We start from the raw sequence: 15,420 nt of genomic DNA, 5'->3' as shown, positions 1-15,420 counted from the left end.
CATGGGCATCACGGGCGTGCGGGTGCGGGTCAGGCGGCGACGGCCACCGTCTCGCGGGTGCTCTCGCGCTCGTCGACCGGGGAGGACGAGGCGGAGTTGTACGCGTCCAGGTCGAGGATCTTCTCGCGGGCGGCGACGACGACCGGGACCAGCGCCTGGCCGGCGACGTTCGTGGCCGTACGCATCATGTCCAGGATCGGGTCGATCGCCATCAGGAGGCCGACGCCCTCCAGGGGGAGCCCCAGGGTGGAGAGGGTCAGGGTCAGCATGACCGTGGCGCCCGTCAGACCGGCCGTGGCGGCCGAGCCGACGACCGAGACGAAGGCGATCAGGAGGTAGTCCTGGATGCCCAGCTGGACGTCGAAGATCTGCGCGATGAAGATCGCGGCGAGCGCCGGGTAGATCGCGGCGCAGCCGTCCATCTTCGTGGTCGCGCCGAACGGGACGGCGAAGGAGGCGTACTCCTTCGGGACGCCGAGGCGCTCGGTGACCTTCTGGGTGACCGGCATCGTGCCGACCGAGGAGCGGGAGACGAAGGCCAGCTGGATGGCCGGCCAGGCGCCCTTGAAGAACTGGATCGGGTTGACCTTGGCGACCGTCGCGAGCAGCAGCGGGTAGACGCCGAAGAGGACCAGGGCGCAGCCGATGTAGACGTCGGCGGTGAAGGTCGCGTACTTGCCGATCAGCTCCCAGCCGTAGTCGGCGATGGCGAAGCCGATGAGGCCGACGGTGCCGATGGGGGCGAGGCGGATGACCCACCACAGGGCCTTCTGGAGGAGCTCCAGGACCGACTCGGAGAGGGACAGGATCGGCTTGGCGCGGTCGCCGAGCTTGAGGGCGGCGACGCCGGCGACGGCGGCCATGAAGACGATCTGCAGGACGTTCAGCTCGGTGAACGGGGTGATGACGTCCGTCGGGATGATCCCGGTCAGGAAGTCGATCCAGGTGCCCTCGCGCTTCGGCAGCTTGCCGTCCTGCGGGGTGAGGCCGGTGCCGGCGCCCGGGTTGGTGAGCAGGCCGAGCGCGAGGCCGATGGCGACCGCGATGAGCGAGGTGATCATGAACCAGACGAGGGTCTGCGCGGCCAGCCGGGCCGCGTTGTTGACCTTCCGCAGGTTGGTGATCGACACCAGGATCGCGAAGAAGACGAGCGGGGCGACGGCCAGCTTCAGGAGCTGGACGAAGATGTCGCCGACCTGGCCGAGGGTGTCCTTCAGCCAGCTGATGTCCTGGCTGCGGGCGAGCCAGCCGAGCAGGACGCCGAGCACGAGACCGGCGACGATCTGGGCCCAGAAGGGGATCTTGGGTATGCGGGAGGAAGTCGGGGACTTCGTCTCGGGCGTGGACGCGGACGCGGACACAGACACACTCCAGCGGTGCGTATCGGGGAAATACGGGGACGGGGTGCGGTACACACGCGTTCAAGCGGTACCGCTGCATGATGCCGGGGTCAGAGCTCGCGGCAACAGACCGCGGACATACAGCGGCACAGATCGACATGCAGGCGCGCCACGAGCGGAATGCTCACGGCATCGAGGGGGCGCACTGCTGTCGTCATGGCAGGTACGTTAACACTTGAACTTTGAGAACCTCAAAGCCATTCTTTGAGGCTCCCGGAGCCCACCCTGGCCTCCGAAACGCAGAACACCCCGGTCAAGAGCCTTCGAAGCTCCGACCGGGGTGTTTGTACTGTGATGAAACTTACCCAGGCCTTACACAGGTCCTACCCGGCCTGACGCGCCCGCACCGCGGCTACGCGTCCTCGCGGCCGCGGCTACGCGTCCTCGCGCGACCGGTTCTCCGCCAGGCGGTCCTTCGCCCGGTCCACCTTGGCCACGATCTGCTCGGACATCGCGTCCCGCTGGCCCCGCAGCAGGACGTAGCTGAGCGGCGCGGAGATCACGATGGAGAGAAGCAGCACCCAGAGCAGGTTGGAGTCGCCGAGGCCGCGCGGCAGCACGCCCACGTAGACGAGCCCCCAGAGCGCGAAGAAGCACCCGGCGAAGATGCCGAGGCGCATGAGGGTGTAGCGGAGGGTCGCAGCGCCCGTCCCGTTCGCGGCCACGACGGCCCCTTTCTCTGTCTGTGTCAGTTCGCCCCATCAGTGAAGCACGGGTCGAAATGGATCAATTCAGCGGGAGCAGCATGAAGATGTCGTCCCGGTCGTCGCCCTCGGCCACCCGGATCGCGCCGGGCACCCTCCCGACCTCCTTGTAGCCGCAGGAGGCGTAGAAGCGGTCGACGCCCGTGCCGCCCCGGCAGGTGAGCCGGATCGCGTCGATCCCGTCGAAGCCGCGCACCTCGTCCTCGACGGCCGCCATGAGGTCGCGGCCGTACCCCTTGCCCTGGTGGGAGGGGTGGACCATGACCGTGTAGAGCCAGACCCAGTGCCGCATCAGCCGGTGCGTGTTGTACGCGACGAAGGTGGTGGCGGCGACGGTGCCGTCCTCCTCGTACCCGACGAGGAGGCGCATCCGGCCCTCGGCCATGGCGGCGAGGTGCTTGACCAGCTCGGACCGGACGTCGTCCACGGTGACCGGCGGGACGAAGCCGACGGCTCCGCCCGCGTTGGAGACGTCCGTCCACAGGCGCAGGACCCCGTCCCGTACCTCAGGGGTGATCGAGGGGTCGAGTTCGAACCTCAGGGACATCGGTGCCGGTACCTCAGACCCGCATCGCCTGCGGCGACTCGCGGCGGTCCGCGTCCGGGCCCGGGTACTCGCGGATGATCTCGTACCGCGTGTTCCGCTCCACCGGGCGGAAGCCGGCGTCCCGGATCAGTTCGAGCAGGTCCTCGCGGCCCAGCTTGTTCGGGGTGCCGTAGTTGTCGGCGTCGTGCGTGATCTTGTACTCGACGACCGAGCCGTCCATGTCGTCGGCGCCGTGCTGGAGCGCGAGCTGGGCGGTCTGGACGCCGTGCATGACCCAGAAGACCTTGACGTGCGGCACGTTGTCGAAGAGGAGGCGGGAGACGGCGAAGGTCTTGAGGGCCTCCGCGCCGGTCGCCATCGTCGTGCGCGCCTGGAGCTTGTTGCGGACCTTGCCGTCCTGCATGTCCACGAAGTCGTGCTGGTAGCGCAGCGGGATGAAGACCTGGAAGCCGCCGGTCTCGTCCTGGAGCTCACGCAGGCGCAGCACGTGGTCGACGCGGTGCCGGGGCTCCTCGATGTGCCCGTACAGCATGGTCGAGGGGGTCTTGAGCCCCTTCTCGTGCGCGAGGCGGTGGATCCGGGACCAGTCCTCCCAGTGGGTGCGGTGGTCCACGATGTGCTGGCGGACCTCCCAGTCGAAGATCTCCGCGCCGCCGCCGGTGAGGGACTCCAGGCCGGCCTCGATGAGCTCGTCGAGGATGTCGGAGGCCGACATGCCCGAGATGGTCTCGAAGTGGTGGATCTCGGTGGCGGTGAAGGCCTTGAGGGAGACATTCGGGAGCGCCTTCTTCAGCTCGGAGAGCGAGCGCGGGTAGTAGCGCCAGGGCAGGTTGGGGTGGAGCCCGTTGACGATGTGCAGCTCGGTGAGGTTCTCGTTCTCCATCGCCTTGGCGAGGCGGACGGCCTCCTCGATGCGCATCGTGTACGCGTCCTTCTCGCCCGGCTTGCGCTGGAACGAGCAGTACGCGCAGGACGCGGTGCACACGTTCGTCATGTTGAGGTGGCGGTTGACGTTGAAGTGGACGACGTCACCGTTCTTGCGGGTCCGGACCTCGTGGGCCAGGCCGCCGAGCCAGGCGAGGTCGTCGGACGCGTACAGAGCGATGCCGTCCTCGCGGCTCAGCCGCTCTCCGGAACGGACCTTCTGCTCCAGCTCGCGCTTGAGTCCCGCGTCCATCTAGGGCCGCCTCCCATGTCTGACGATTTCAGGCTCCACCCACCGTACTCTCAGCCCTCTTCGGGCAGATCCCCGACCCGGTTCTCCCACTTCGTGGAGAGCACGATCGTCGTACGGGTGCGGGAGACGCCCTTGGTGCCGGAGAGACGGCGGATGGTCTTCTCCAGCCCGTCGACGTCGTCCACCCGCACCTTGAGCATGTACGAGTCGTCGCCGGCGATGAACCAGCAGTCCTCGATCTCGGCGAGGTCCTTCAGACGGCGCGCCACGTCCTCGTGGTCGGCGGCGTCGGAGAGGGAGATGCCGATGAGGGCGGTCACGCCGAGGCCGAGCGAGGCGGCGTCGACCGTCGCGCGGTAGCCGGTGATGACGCCGGCCGCCTCCAGACGGTTGATGCGGTCGGTGACGGAGGGGCCGGAGAGCCCGACGAGCCGGCCGAGTTCGGCGTACGAAGCGCGGCCGTTCTCGCGCAGAGCCTGGATGAGCTGCCTGTCCACGGCGTCCATAGGTATGAAACCTTCCATTGTCCAGCGATACCGCGAGTTTAGGTATAGAATCTAAGGTACACAGGGGTCGACACCCTGTGAATCTTTCAATTGAACAAAGACGATCATTCAGGAGTGGTGTTCACCGTGTACACGATCGAGATGGCCTACGCCCGTATGCGCGAGCTGCAGGACCTGGCCGACCGCTCGCGTGCCCACCAGCCGTCCCGCGCCGCCCGGCGCGCCGAGAAGAAGCGCACCGCGAAGAAGCGCTGATCACGGCCCTAATCCCCCCGGGGGGAGGCTGCTCCACCGAGCTCCCCCTCCCAACGGCGGTACAGCTTGTGCGGCACCCCTGCCGCGTCGAGCACCCGCCCCGCGACGAAGTCCACCAGATCCTGGATGTGCGTCGCCCCCGCGTAGAACGCCGGCGAGGCGGGCAGCACCACGGCGCCCGCCTCGTCCAGCGCGACCAGGTGCTTCAGCGTCTGCCCGTTCAGCGGGGTCTCCCGCACCGCGACCACCAGCGGCCGCCGCTCCTTGAGCGTCACGCTCGCCGCCCGCTGCAGCAGGTCCTTCGAAAGCCCCAGCGCCACGCCCGCCACCGAGGCGGTGGACGCGGGCACGATCAGCATCCCCTTCACCGGGTACGACCCCGATGACGGCCCGGCGGCCAGGTCCCCGGCCGCCCAGTACCGCACGTCGTCGATCCGGGGTGCGAACGTCTCCGGCTTCCCGTCGGCGCCCCGCGCCAGCCAGGTCGCCAGGTCCTCGCGCCAGTGCGCGTCCCGGAAGGCGATCCCGGTCTCGTCGAGCAGCGTCAGCCGCGACGCCCGCGACACGACCAGGTCGACGCTCTCCCCCGCCGCGAGCAGCCCCCTCAGCACGGCGGCGGCATACGGCGTCCCCGACGCCCCGGACACCCCGACCACCCAGGGACGACGCTGCTGTTCCTCTACTACCCGCTCCACGCCGACGAGCCTATCCGGCGGCGCGAGCGCCCCGCCCTCTCAGGCCGCCCTTCCGACCTTGACGACGTACACCGTGATCGTCACGTCGTCCGGGCGGTAGAGCACGCGCCAGTCCGCGACTGCAAGGTGCTCCCACACCACGGCATGAGTCACCGCTGAGCCTCGCGATCCTCGGCCTCCAACTGGGCCATGAACTCCTCGTGACTGAGCGGCACCCCGCCCGGATCCGCCTCGCGGCGCGCGGCCTCGGCGATGTCCGCCTCGTCACGCAGGCGCTGGAGTTCGGCGAGTTCCTCTATGGGCACGAGTGCCGCCGCGGGCTTGCCGTACTCGCTGATCAGAATGTGCTCATGGCCGTGGCGAACCCGGCCGACCAACTGGCCCAGCTGGTTGCGGGCTTCCACGAGCGGATAGGTGTCCATACGGAAACCGTACAAACCTGCGGGTCTGTACGGGTTCTCCTTCGCTCTTTCCGGATGAATGCAGGCCTCGGGGTGCGCCGGACCGGCTCCGGCTCCCGAGTTCCTCCGGCCGGGGCCCACCCGGAGGAACTGGGTAGGGTGTCCCGGACGTTTCCGGGGGGAGGCGCACTGACCGCAGGGGGCTGCGATGACTGATCCGCGGATCGACGAGTGGAGTTCGACGGACCGGGCCAAGGCCGCCACGAAGCTGATGCTCGTCTGGGTGACCGCCCTCTGGGCCCTCGAAGGCATCGACTACGCGACGGGTCACGCGCTCGACGCGTACGGCATCGTCGCCCGTGATCCGGAGAGCCTCGGCGGGATCCTCGCCGCGCCGTTCCTGCACTTCGGCTTCGGGCACGTCGCCGCCAACAGCATCCCGCTGCTCGTCCTCGGCTTCGTCGCGGCGCTCGGCGGCATCCGCCGCTTCCTCGCCGTCTGCGGGCTGATCATCCTGGCCGACGGCGTCGGCGTCTGGCTGATCTCCCCGTCGAACTCGATCACCGCGGGCGCGTCCGGCCTGGTCTTCGGCCTCTTCGGCTACCTCGTGGTCCGCGGCTTCGTGGAGCGCAAGCTCCTCGGCATCGCCGTGGGGGTCACGATCGCCGCGATCTGGGGCGGCGCGATCCTCGCCGGCATCTCCCCCGCGAACACGACCGTCAGCTGGCAGGCCCATCTCGTCGGCCTGGTGGCCGGCGCGGGCGCGGCGTTCCTCTTCCGGCCCAAGGCGAAGGACGCGAGGACAGCCCTGACGGGATGACCGGGTGACCGGGTGACCGCCTGGCCGGGCCGGCGTACCCCCAGGGGTGCCCCTGGCTCTGCCCTTGGGGGCCTGGGCCGGTCGACCGGCCCCCGAGAAGACTGTGGGGGCGCACGTCATGACGTCGGACCCTTCCGGAGCGGCCATGTTCACCCATCGAGACCGCGGAGCGACCGAGGCCACGCAGGGCCACGGGCATGAGCAGCGGACCGCGGACCGGGAGCACGCGCATCACCCCGGGCACCCGGGGCATTTCACGCCCGCGGCCCTCCAGGCCATCCAGCGCAGCGCGGGGAACGCGGCCGCCGTCCGCGCGCTCGGCCGGCAGCACCCGGCTCAGCACCCGGTCCAGCACGCGATCCAGCGGGCGCACGGAGGCGGCGAGCAGGCGGGCGAGCGGGCGGCCGCGCCCGCCGTCGAGCAGACCGGCCAGCCCGCCCCCGCGCAGACCGGCGAGCAAGCCGGCGAGCAGACCGTCGAAGAGACCGGCCGGCAGGCAGGCGCGCTCGCCATCGCCAACAGCACGCCGGCCGACGAGCAGGCCGGCGGCGCCGCCGCCAAGAAGAAGGAGCCCCCCAAGCCGCGGTACCGGATCCAGATCCAGACGGCGAAGAACAGCCGCACCCACAACCTCGACTACTGGGCGAACCTCTCACTCGGTCACGCCTGGGTCGCCCTCTACAAGGAGGAGGGCGGAAGGGGGACGTGGAAGTCGTACGGCTTCTTCCCCGCCGAGCGGGTCCCCCACGACAAGCCCTTCAAGTCGGTGAAGGGCGTGGTCAAGAGGAACCACGACGAACCGGGCAACGCGACCTCCAAGCTCACCGCGGAGCTCACGGAAGAGCAGTACAACCAGGCGAGGGAGTTCATCCGGTCGAACGAGGGCCACTCCTACAACCTGGCCACGTTCAACTGCACCACCTTCGCCCGCTCGGTCTTCCAGGCCGCGACGGGCGAGTCCGCCCCCGGCCTCGGTCTCCCGCTGCTCGAGAACCCGAACACGCTGCAGGACTCGATCAAGCGGCGCAACGACAAGAAGGGCGCTCCGCGCAAGGGCGAGAACATCAGCGCGGACGTCGGGTCGAACTCGGACTACAACTCGGACTCGGACGGCAGCGTAGACCTCTGGGCCGTTCAGAACCCGACGGGCGGCCTCCGGGAGTTGAACGCGCCCGAGGCCGAGAACGCGGCAGCGGCCGCGCCGCCGGCCCGGCCGGCCGCACCGGCCCGCCCGCGCTTCGAGATCGACTAGGAGACTCCGGACTCGCTAGACCGTCAGGCCCCGCATCACCAGGTCGATCAGCGCGCACAGGAACAGCGAGATGCCGATGAACCCGTTCGTCGTGAAGAACGCACGGTTCAGGCGGGACAGGTCGTGGGGCTTGACGATCGTGTGCTCGTAGCAGAACGCGGCGACCACGATCACGAGCCCGACCCAGAAGAACGTTCCGGCGTCGGTGGCGAGCGCGTACCAGACCAGCAGGCCCGTCGTGACGACCGCCGAGCCCCGCGCGGCCCAGAGCGCCGCCGGGACGCCGAAGCGGGCCGGGACCGACTTCACGCCCTCGGCGCGGTCGGCCTGCACGTCCTGGCAGGCGAAGATCAGGTCGAAGCCGCCGATCCAGATCCCGACCGCGAGCCCGAGGATCACCGCGTCCCAGGACCAGGTGCCCGTCACGGCGAGCCAGGCCCCGATCGGCCCTATGGCCTGCGCGAGCCCGAGGATCGCGTGCGGGAAGTTCGTGAACCTCTTGCCGTACGGATAGACCACCATCGGCACCACGGCGAGCGGCGCGAGCGCCAGGCAGAGCGGGTTGAGCAGCGCCGCAGCCCCGAGGAAGACGACGACGGCGATCCCCGCCCCCGTCCACGCGGACCGCACCGACACCGCGCCGGTCACCAGCTCGCGGCCGGCCGTCCGCGGGTTACGGGCGTCGATCTCCCGGTCGATGATCCGGTTGCAGGCCATCGCGAAGGTCCGCAGCCCCACCATGCAGACGGTGACGAGCAGCAGCTTGCCCCAGTGGATGTTCTTGTCCAGCTGGAACATCGCGGTCAGCGAGGCGATGTACGCGAAGGGCAGCGCGAACACCGAGTGCTCGATCATCACCAGGCGCAGGAACGCCTTCGTACGCCCCGGCCGGGCGCCGGGTACGGCCGCGGTGGTCACAGGCCGTACTCCTTCCAGCGGCGGTCCACGAGGGCCGCCGTCGCCGGGTCCGACTCCACCATGTCCGGCCAGCCGCCGTCCCGGGTGTAGCCCTCCTCGGGGAGCTTCTTCGTCGCGTCGATGCCCGCCTTGCCGCCCCAGAACTGCTGGTACGAGGAGTGGTCGAGGTGGTCCACAGGACCCTCGACGACGGTCAGGTCGCGGGAGTAGTCGGTGTTCCCGAGCGCCCGCCAGGACACCTCGTGCAGGTCGTGGACGTCGCAGTCCTTGTCCACCACGATGATCAGCTTCGTGAGCGACATCATGTGCGCGCCCCAGATGGCGTGCATGACCTTCTGCGCGTGCTTCGGGTACTTCTTGTCGATCGAGACGATCGCGCAGTTGTGGAAGCCGCCCGACTCGGGCAGGTGGTAGTCCACGATGTCCGGCACGATGATCTTCAGGAGCGGCAGGAAGAACCGCTCCGTCGCGCGGCCCAGCGGACCGTCCTCGGTCGGCGGGCGACCGACCACGATCGACTGCAGCAGCGGACGCTTCCGCATGGTGACGCAGTCGATCTTCAGCGCGGGGAACGGCTCCTGCGGGGTGTAGAACCCGGTGTGGTCGCCGAACGGCCCCTCCGGGAGCATCTCGCCCGGCTCGAGCCAGCCCTCGATGACGACCTCGGCCTGCGCCGGCACCTGCAGCGGCACGGTCTTGCAGTCGACCATCTCGATCCGCTTGCCCTGCACGAAGCCCGCGAACAGGTACTCGTCGATGTCACCGGGCAGCGGAGCCGTCGACGCGTACGTCACGGCCGGCGGGCAGCCGAAGGCGATGGCGACGGGCAGCCGCTCCCCCTTCGCGGCGGCCACCGCGTAGTGGTTCCGGCTGTCCTTGTGGATCTGCCAGTGCATGCCGATGGTGCGCTTGTCGTGCCGCTGGAGGCGGTAGAGCCCGAGGTTCCGGACACCCGTCTCGGGGTGCTTGGTGTGGGTGAGCCCCAGGTTGAAGAAGGACCCGCCGTCCTTGGGCCAGGTGAAGAGCGCGGGCAGCATGTCCAGGTCGACGTCGTCGCCGGTGAGGACCACCTCCTGCACGGGGGCGTTCTCGGCCTTCACCTTCTTCGGCGGCACGTGGACCATCGAGCCCAGCTTGCCGAAGGCCTCCCGTACGCCGACGAAGCCCTGCGGCAGCTCGGGCTTGAGCAGCCCGCCGATCTTGTCGGAGATGTCCTCGTACGACTTCAGGCCCAGCGCCTTGAGCAGCCGCCGGTCGGTGCCGAAGACATTCATCGCGAGCGGCATGGCGGAGCCCCTGACGTTCTCGAAGAGAAGCGCCGGACCCCCCGCCTTGTTCACCCGGTCGACGATCTCCCCGACCTCCAGGTACGGATCGACTTCGGCCTTGATGCGCTTGAGGTCGCCTTCGCGCTCCAGCGCCCTGAGCAGCGAGCGGAGATCGTCGTAAGCCATAGGGGCAAGTATCGGTCACCGGCTAGGCTTGACCTGTCACCGGGGCCGACGAAACGTTCCCCGCCACTGTTTCCAGGGGGCTGTCCCACATGCTCAGGGCGCTGATGTTCATCCTGCCGCTGGCGCTGACGATCTACGCCTTCATCGACTGCCTCAACACCCCCGAGGACGAGGCCAAGCACCTGCCGAAGGTCGTCTGGGTCATCATCATCCTGCTGTTCTGGATCGTCGGCCCGATCGTCTGGTTCGCCGCGGGCAAGATGCGCAAGGCCCCGGCCGGCGGCCGTACGCCCTCGGAGTGGCACCGCAACCACCGCACCGAGTGGGTCGCGCCGGACGACAACCCCGAGTTCCTCAAGTCCATCCGCGAGGAGAACAAGAAGGACGAGTCCCTCCTCAAGGACTGGGAGGCGGACCTGCGCCGCCGCGAGGAGGAACTGAAGAACCGCGAACAGGACGAGGGCAAGAGCGGGGACAAGGACAAGGACAACGGCTGATGGAGCTGAGGCTCCTCGTCACCTTCGAGAAGGTCGCGACCGTCCTCTCCTTCACCCGTGCCGCGACGGAACTGCGGTACGCCCAGTCCAGCGTGACCAGCCAGATCCGCGCCCTGGAGTCCTCGCTCGGCGTGGAGCTCTTCGAGCGGCTCGGCAGCCGCATCCGCCTCACGGAGGCGGGTGAACGCCTCGTCCCGTACGCCCGCCGGATCATCGAGCTGACGGAAGAGGCACGGACGGCGGTCGCGGAGACGGACGTACCGGCGGGAACGATCGCGATCGGCACGATGGAGTCCCTGACCTCCTACCGTCTGCCACCCCTGCTGGAGCTCTTCCACCACCGCTACCCGAAGGTCCAGCTGTCGCTGCGGACCACGCTCGGCGACGAGACGCGGCAGGCGCTGCGCCAGGGGACGTACGACATCGGCTTCCTGATGGAGCCGGACACGCAGCACGCGGGCCTGGAGAGCGAGATCCTGGCCCCGGAACCCCTGGCCCTGGTCGCCTCACCCCGCCACCCTCTCGCGGCCCGTACGTCCCTGACTGCGGCGGACCTGGCGGCCGCGCAACTGGTCGGTACCGAGCCGGGCTGCCCGTACCGCGACCTGTTCGAGGCGGCGCTGAGCGAGTGGGCGCCGCCGTTCATGGAGTTCGGCACGATCGAGGCGACGAAGCGGGGCGTGGCGAGCGGCCTGGGCATCGCCCTGGTCCCCAGGATCACGGTGGCGGAGGAGCTGTCGTCCGGGGTGCTGGTGGAGCTGGACTGGAAGGTCCCGTTCACGCTCTTCACGCAGATCGCGTGGAGGCGGGGGAAGCGGCTTCCGGCGCATGTGCGGCTGTTCGTGGAGCAGGCGCGGCGACTGGTGTCGGAGCAGCGAGCGTGACCTTGAGGCTCGCGAGCACGATCAGCGGAACCCCGAGGGCCTGCACCACCCCGATGTGATGCCCGTACACGGCCCAGTCGGCGAGCATGGCGACGGCGGGGTAGGTGAAGGCGAGCACGGCGATCTTGGCGGTGGGCAGCTTCTGGTAGGCGGCGTACATCAACACGTACATGACCCCGGTGTGGATGAACCCGAGCCCGACAAGCCAGGCCCACCCCGTGCCGAGGCCGGCGGTCTCCCCGAACCGAACGAAGGGAAGCAACAGCGGCAGCCCGACAAGAACCTGCACGAGCGCGATGAGATGGGGCCGTACCCCGCTGACGCGCTTGGTGACGACGGTGGAGAGCGCGTAGAGCACGGCGGCGGCGAGGGCGAGCCCGAGCCCCTTGAGGGAGGCCGTGTCCCCGGGCCGGATGCCGGACACGAGCACGAGCCCGACGAAGGCGACCCCCAGCCACCCGAACTTGGCGGCGGTGATCCGCTCCCGGAAGAGCACGGCGCCGAGGACCACCAGGAAGAACGGCTGGGTGTGGTAGACGACGGTGGCGAAGGAGATCGAGGTCGCCTCGTACGCCTCGAACAGGAACACCCAGTTGAAGACGATGAACACCCCACCGAGGGCGGCCATCCCCAGCTTCTTCGCCGTGAACCCGTGCCCGCGGAAGTACCCCCGCAGGAGGCTGTACACCCCGAGGGCGACGGCCCCGAAGAGGCACCGGAAGAACACCACGGTGAAGGGCGAAGCCCCGGACTCGACGACGAAGATGCCGAGGGTGCCGGAGAGCACCATGGCCAGGGTCAACTCGACGGTTCCCCGGGCCTGCGTCCCACTCTCGTTTCTCATGCCCCCGACGGTACGAACGGCCCCGGTGGCGGGTCCAGGAGCCGGCGGGGCGTCCTCTCGATGGGCCCATCGGCCCGGCCGATGGGGCTCAGTTGTCGGAGCCCACGGTGTTGTCGTGACCGGCGTTGAACACGTCGTCCTCGGCGAACTGGAGCCAGTCGCCGAACACGATCGTGTGCGAGTCCTCCGGCTCGTAGTTGACATACACATCGGCGCTCGCGACCCCGGCGGTGCCGAGGACAAGGGCACCGGCGGCGAGGGCGGTCAGCAGGGAACGCATGGCGGAGACCTCTCGGTAGAACGGCGGATTGCTCGGCAAGCCAAGACCACCCGCGGCGCGTGCTCCGCACACCTGGCCGGTACGTTCCGGGACTTCAGCCGATCGGCGGCAACTGGTCCGACCGCTGCCGGTGGCCCGCCCGCCGGCAAGTAATCCGCTCGATTCGACGGTCGAGGCCATGGCACGATGCGCGGCATGACGACGACGAACCGAAAGGTCCATGCCGCGTAGGCGGCGAGGGGACGCCTGGGCCGGGGTCACCCGCCACCGGACACGAAAGGGCCGGCCGGCCCTCGACGGGCTGTCCGCGCGTGCGGTGTCCGAGATCTTCCATCTCGAGGACTCCCGCAACTATCTCCAGCCAGGAGACGTCATCTTGGCTCTGCACCTGTGGAAGGACTACGCCCGCCGTCCCGCGCGCGAGTTGTGGCAGGACGACGAGAGGGGCGACGCGCACGGGTACTGCTGCGGCGACCCTCTCGAAGCCCGCGCACTCCTCGACACCGTGATCGGGGCCCTGTCGCCTCGAAGCGCCCGCGAACTCCGGGAGATCGTCAGCCGGTTCGACTGACGCGCGTGGCTTCCGCGTCGTCGAACAGCCGAGCCGATCAAGCGCCGTGAGCCGGATGGCAGAAGCACCCGCAGACGAGATGGCGAACTCCTTCCGCGCCGCTGTCACGGTGCACCCCGTCCCGGCAGCCGTCGTGGCGGCCGACGATGCAGCGGGGCGACCGGAACTCCGGCTCGGGCTCGCCTGCGAGGGCGCGGGTCAGGAGGGAGACGCTCACGGCGTCGGCGATCTCCGGGGTGACCCACCAGGCGTCCCCCGCACGGTCACGGTGCGGACCGTCGTGCCCCGGCGCGAGGACGCAGACCGAGCCCGCGCACACCGCGCGCATCACTTCCACGACGGCGACCACGGGCCGCCGCGCCCCGCAACGGCTCAACGGACGCCCCCTGCGTGGATGTTCCGCCGGTCGACATCCACCCCGACCGTGGCCAGCCACAACACCTGACGGCGCCTGCGCTGCACGTAGGGCCGCTCCAGGGGCGAGCGGGCGCCGTCGAGGAGCAGCGTCTGCTCCTGGGCGTAGGGGGAGCGGAGGGTGGGGGTGTGGTGGCGCGGCGCGGAGGGTGGGGGTGTGGGGCGGGGGTGGGGAACCGGGCGGGGGCGGAGGACCGGGCGGGGGCGGTGCCTGCCGGTGGGCGGCAGGGTCAGGACGAGCAGCCAGATCAGTAGGCGCGCGATAGGGTTCCGCACGTCATCAACTCCTGTGGCAGTTGGTGGCCATGCCCCGGGAGGTCTAGCCACCTCGCCGGGGTTTTCGTGTCACACGAGCCTACGAGGCATGTATAGCTCTGTATAGCTCACCAGTGGTTCGCACAGGTCTTCGATGCTTACGTTGGACGGGTGACCGACCGCAACCAGATCCCCGAGTTCGACCCGCAGGGCCCGCAGCTGGTGTACGTCGCGGTGGCCGACCACATCGCCGCTCGTATAGCGGCCGGCGAGTTGAGTCCAGGCGCCCGACTGCCGGCCGAGCGAGACCTCGCGGAGGAGTACGGAGTCGCCTACCTCACGGTCCGTCGCGCAGCCCGGGTCCTGCGCGAGCGAGGCCTGATCCTGACCGTTCACGGCAAGGGCACGTTCGTCGCCGACCCACTCCCGACGGACGAGGGTCAGGGAACGGAGGCCTGAGAAGCTCTCGGGCCGAACGCGGCCGCGAGCTTCTGGTGGGGCCGCCCTCTCTCCGAGAGTCGCACCTTCCACCGCCGCGTCAAGGGCGCTCCCTCCGGTCGCGTCGCTCCGCGATGGCCTACGGCCACCCTTGACCCGACGCCTCCAGGCGCGAAAACACTCTCGGAGGGCGGCCCGGGGCGTGGCCACGGGGAAGACCGGGCATCGCTCCGCCCCGAGACCGGCCTGCGGCCCGGCGGATGGGGGGCCGGGCATCGCTCCGGTCGGGCGGATCCCTCACCCCCGGTGGGTGGGGGCTCGGTTCGCAGCCGAGGTGGGGAAGCTGGTGCCGGTCGGCTCTGGGTGCGCGGCAGTGGAATGGGGCGGTGACGGCCCCGGCTCAGCGGCCACCGGCCGAGGCTCGGCTGGGCCTCATGCCCCGCTGACTACTCCCGGCGGGTCCCCAATCCCCTGCGGGAGCCACTTTTTGGTACCTAAGTGCAGCGAACTCCGCATAGCCGCACACGGACGGCGGCAATTGCCGGGGATATCGGCTACGCGGGGGCGAGTTCGGGGGCAAACGTGCACGCTTGAGGTGCTGGCGCGCACCCCGAGCCGACCGCCACCAACTCCCCCACCCCCGCCACAAACCGAGCCCCCACCCACCCGGGGCGAGACACCCGCGCGACCCGAGCGATACCCGGCCCCCCACCCACCAGACGCGAGGGACCCACCCCGCCCAGCCAATCCCCAAGCCCCCACCCACCGGGGGCAAGGCATCCGCCCGACCGGAGCGATACCCGGCCCCCACCCCACCGAGCAGCAGGCCGCCCCCATGCCGGAGCGATACCCGGCCCCCACCCCACCGGCCCGCAAGCCGGACTCGCCACCGCAGCGATCCCCGGCCTCCCCCGTGGCCACGCCCCCGGCCGCCCCCCGAGTAAAAGCAGGCGGCCGGAGGGGGTGCGTCAAGGGCGCTCCCTGCGGTCGCGTCGGCTCCGCCGATTCCGCTCCGCCCCGACGTTCTCCAAGTTCCAGGGGAAGACGGTCGGCGGGGTGCAGGTCCAGGTGCACGACCGGGCCGCCTTCGACCCCGTACGGACCGGGA

20 protein-coding genes and 1 pseudogene are annotated in these 15,420 nt (G+C 69.7%); 8 read left to right on the top strand and 13 right to left on the bottom strand.

The features are described from left to right. Positions 1-29 precede the first annotated feature (29 nt). The 5 genes from AB0F56_RS23590 to AB0F56_RS23570 all read right to left on the bottom strand — a co-directional run bounded on the left by AB0F56_RS23590 (position 30) and on the right by AB0F56_RS23570 (position 4,334). Complete coding sequence (locus AB0F56_RS23590) at positions 30-1,361, bottom strand: dicarboxylate/amino acid:cation symporter (protein ID WP_362012984.1); 1,332 nt, start codon at positions 1,359-1,361, stop codon at positions 30-32. Positions 1,362-1,774: 413 nt separating this feature from the next. Beyond that, complete coding sequence (locus tag AB0F56_RS23585; protein ID WP_362012982.1) at positions 1,775-2,065, bottom strand: DUF4229 domain-containing protein; 291 nt, start codon at positions 2,063-2,065, stop codon at positions 1,775-1,777. A 61-nt stretch (positions 2,066-2,126) separates the two neighbouring features. After that, the gene (locus tag AB0F56_RS23580; protein ID WP_362012980.1) at positions 2,127-2,651 is read right to left on the bottom strand and encodes a GNAT family N-acetyltransferase; all 525 of its coding nucleotides are present in this window, start codon (positions 2,649-2,651) and stop codon (positions 2,127-2,129) included. 13 nt (positions 2,652-2,664) lie between these two features. Then, a complete protein-coding gene (gene mqnE, locus AB0F56_RS23575; RefSeq protein WP_362012978.1) occupies positions 2,665-3,828 on the bottom strand; it encodes an aminofutalosine synthase MqnE in 1,164 nt (387 codons plus the stop codon). A gap of 50 nt (positions 3,829-3,878) precedes the next feature. After that, positions 3,879-4,334: an Lrp/AsnC family transcriptional regulator gene (locus tag AB0F56_RS23570; RefSeq protein WP_318104107.1), complete on the bottom strand. Its 456-nt coding sequence runs from the start codon at positions 4,332-4,334 to the stop codon at positions 3,879-3,881. Positions 4,335-4,448: 114 nt separating this feature from the next. On the opposite strand from AB0F56_RS23570, the gene AB0F56_RS23565 reads away from it, so the two are divergent. Beyond that, positions 4,449-4,589, top strand: a complete 141-nt coding sequence (locus AB0F56_RS23565; protein ID WP_362012977.1) for a hypothetical protein — start codon at positions 4,449-4,451, stop codon at positions 4,587-4,589. A gap of 8 nt (positions 4,590-4,597) precedes the next feature. Here AB0F56_RS23565 and AB0F56_RS23560 read toward each other — a convergent pair whose 3' ends face one another. Together AB0F56_RS23560 and AB0F56_RS23555 are read right to left on the bottom strand one after the other, a co-directional pair. After that, complete coding sequence (locus AB0F56_RS23560) at positions 4,598-5,284, bottom strand: UbiX family flavin prenyltransferase (RefSeq protein ID WP_362012975.1); 687 nt, start codon at positions 5,282-5,284, stop codon at positions 4,598-4,600. A 149-nt stretch (positions 5,285-5,433) separates the two neighbouring features. Then, complete coding sequence (locus tag AB0F56_RS23555) at positions 5,434-5,706, bottom strand: type II toxin-antitoxin system Phd/YefM family antitoxin (RefSeq protein WP_362012973.1); 273 nt, start codon at positions 5,704-5,706, stop codon at positions 5,434-5,436. 187 nt (positions 5,707-5,893) lie between these two features. On the opposite strand from AB0F56_RS23555, the gene AB0F56_RS23550 reads away from it, so the two are divergent. Together AB0F56_RS23550 and AB0F56_RS23545 are read left to right on the top strand one after the other, a co-directional pair. Beyond that, the gene (locus tag AB0F56_RS23550; protein WP_362012971.1) at positions 5,894-6,505 is read left to right on the top strand and encodes a rhomboid family intramembrane serine protease; all 612 of its coding nucleotides are present in this window, start codon (positions 5,894-5,896) and stop codon (positions 6,503-6,505) included. Between the two features lie 145 nt (positions 6,506-6,650). Then, a complete protein-coding gene (locus tag AB0F56_RS23545; RefSeq protein ID WP_362012970.1) occupies positions 6,651-7,757 on the top strand; it encodes a hypothetical protein in 1,107 nt (368 codons plus the stop codon). Positions 7,758-7,772: 15 nt separating this feature from the next. Here AB0F56_RS23545 and mqnP read toward each other — a convergent pair whose 3' ends face one another. Next, positions 7,773-8,675: a menaquinone biosynthesis prenyltransferase MqnP gene (gene mqnP / locus AB0F56_RS23540; RefSeq protein ID WP_362012968.1), complete on the bottom strand. Its 903-nt coding sequence runs from the start codon at positions 8,673-8,675 to the stop codon at positions 7,773-7,775. Beyond that, positions 8,672-10,129 (bottom strand): menaquinone biosynthesis decarboxylase, encoded by a 1,458-nt coding sequence (locus tag AB0F56_RS23535; protein ID WP_362012967.1) that lies wholly within the window; start codon positions 10,127-10,129, stop codon positions 8,672-8,674. Before AB0F56_RS23535 ends, mqnP begins: the two co-directional genes overlap by 4 nt. 89 nt (positions 10,130-10,218) lie before the next feature. On the opposite strand from AB0F56_RS23535, the gene AB0F56_RS23530 reads away from it, so the two are divergent. Both AB0F56_RS23530 and AB0F56_RS23525 read left to right on the top strand, forming a co-directional pair. Next, positions 10,219-10,626 carry a PLD nuclease N-terminal domain-containing protein gene (locus AB0F56_RS23530; protein WP_362012965.1) on the top strand — a complete coding sequence of 136 codons (408 nt, stop codon included), beginning with the start codon at positions 10,219-10,221 and terminating at the stop codon, positions 10,624-10,626. Further along, positions 10,626-11,510, top strand: a complete 885-nt coding sequence (locus AB0F56_RS23525) for a LysR family transcriptional regulator (protein WP_362012963.1) — start codon at positions 10,626-10,628, stop codon at positions 11,508-11,510. Before AB0F56_RS23530 ends, AB0F56_RS23525 begins: the two co-directional genes overlap by 1 nt. Here AB0F56_RS23525 and AB0F56_RS23520 read toward each other — a convergent pair. Beyond that, positions 11,413-12,354: a DMT family transporter gene (locus AB0F56_RS23520; RefSeq protein WP_362012961.1), complete on the bottom strand. Its 942-nt coding sequence runs from the start codon at positions 12,352-12,354 to the stop codon at positions 11,413-11,415. The genes AB0F56_RS23525 and AB0F56_RS23520 overlap by 98 nt on opposite strands. 88 nt (positions 12,355-12,442) lie before the next feature. After that, positions 12,443-12,634 (bottom strand): hypothetical protein, encoded by a 192-nt coding sequence (locus tag AB0F56_RS23515; RefSeq protein ID WP_362012960.1) that lies wholly within the window; start codon positions 12,632-12,634, stop codon positions 12,443-12,445. Positions 12,635-13,010: 376 nt separating this feature from the next. Between AB0F56_RS23515 and AB0F56_RS23510 the strand changes: the two genes are divergently transcribed. Next, a complete protein-coding gene (locus AB0F56_RS23510; RefSeq protein ID WP_362012958.1) occupies positions 13,011-13,205 on the top strand; it encodes a hypothetical protein in 195 nt (64 codons plus the stop codon). Between the two features lie 37 nt (positions 13,206-13,242). Here AB0F56_RS23510 and AB0F56_RS23505 read toward each other — a convergent pair whose 3' ends face one another. Together AB0F56_RS23505 and AB0F56_RS23500 are read right to left on the bottom strand one after the other, a co-directional pair. Then, positions 13,243-13,581, bottom strand: coding sequence for a hypothetical protein (locus tag AB0F56_RS23505; RefSeq protein ID WP_362012956.1), 339 nt, complete (start codon positions 13,579-13,581; stop codon positions 13,243-13,245). Then, on the bottom strand, positions 13,578-13,895 hold the full coding sequence (locus tag AB0F56_RS23500; protein WP_362012954.1) for a hypothetical protein: 318 nt from the start codon (positions 13,893-13,895) through the stop codon (positions 13,578-13,580). Before AB0F56_RS23500 ends, AB0F56_RS23505 begins: the two co-directional genes overlap by 4 nt. Before the next feature lie 150 nt (positions 13,896-14,045). Between AB0F56_RS23500 and AB0F56_RS23495 the strand changes: the two genes are divergently transcribed. Together AB0F56_RS23495 and AB0F56_RS23490 are read left to right on the top strand one after the other, a co-directional pair. Beyond that, entirely contained in the window at positions 14,046-14,333 is a 288-nt protein-coding gene (locus AB0F56_RS23495) for a winged helix-turn-helix domain-containing protein (protein WP_362012952.1), read from the top strand. Positions 14,334-15,008: 675 nt separating this feature from the next. Then, positions 15,009-15,420 (top strand): annotated as a pseudogene (locus AB0F56_RS23490) (hypothetical protein); the annotation flags it as partial.

The sequence above is a fragment of the Streptomyces sp. NPDC026092 genome (assembly GCF_040638605.1).
Classification (GTDB): Bacteria; Actinomycetota; Actinomycetes; order Streptomycetales; family Streptomycetaceae; genus Streptomyces.
Note: the sequence above shows the minus strand (reverse complement) of the source record. Positions and strands in the feature narration are given on the sequence as shown.

Bases quoted from the DNA above. Each gene is read 5' to 3' on its own strand.
- AB0F56_RS23530 (WP_362012965.1), top strand. From the start codon at position 10,219: ATGCTCAGGGCGCTGATGTTCATCCTGCCGCTGGCGCTGACGATCTAC.
- AB0F56_RS23550 (WP_362012971.1), top strand. From the start codon at position 5,894: ATGACTGATCCGCGGATCGACGAGTGGAGTTCGACGGACCGGGCCAAG.
- AB0F56_RS23525 (WP_362012963.1), top strand. From the start codon at position 10,626: ATGGAGCTGAGGCTCCTCGTCACCTTCGAGAAGGTCGCGACCGTCCTC.
- AB0F56_RS23515 (WP_362012960.1), bottom strand. From the start codon at position 12,634: ATGCGTTCCCTGCTGACCGCCCTCGCCGCCGGTGCCCTTGTCCTCGGC.
- AB0F56_RS23570 (WP_318104107.1), bottom strand. From the start codon at position 4,334: ATGGACGCCGTGGACAGGCAGCTCATCCAGGCTCTGCGCGAGAACGGC.
- AB0F56_RS23545 (WP_362012970.1), top strand. From the start codon at position 6,651: ATGTTCACCCATCGAGACCGCGGAGCGACCGAGGCCACGCAGGGCCAC.
- AB0F56_RS23555 (WP_362012973.1), bottom strand. From the start codon at position 5,706: ATGGACACCTATCCGCTCGTGGAAGCCCGCAACCAGCTGGGCCAGTTG.
- mqnE (WP_362012978.1), bottom strand. From the start codon at position 3,828: ATGGACGCGGGACTCAAGCGCGAGCTGGAGCAGAAGGTCCGTTCCGGA.
- AB0F56_RS23520 (WP_362012961.1), bottom strand. From the start codon at position 12,354: ATGAGAAACGAGAGTGGGACGCAGGCCCGGGGAACCGTCGAGTTGACC.
- AB0F56_RS23535 (WP_362012967.1), bottom strand. From the start codon at position 10,129: ATGGCTTACGACGATCTCCGCTCGCTGCTCAGGGCGCTGGAGCGCGAA.
- AB0F56_RS23580 (WP_362012980.1), bottom strand. From the start codon at position 2,651: ATGTCCCTGAGGTTCGAACTCGACCCCTCGATCACCCCTGAGGTACGG.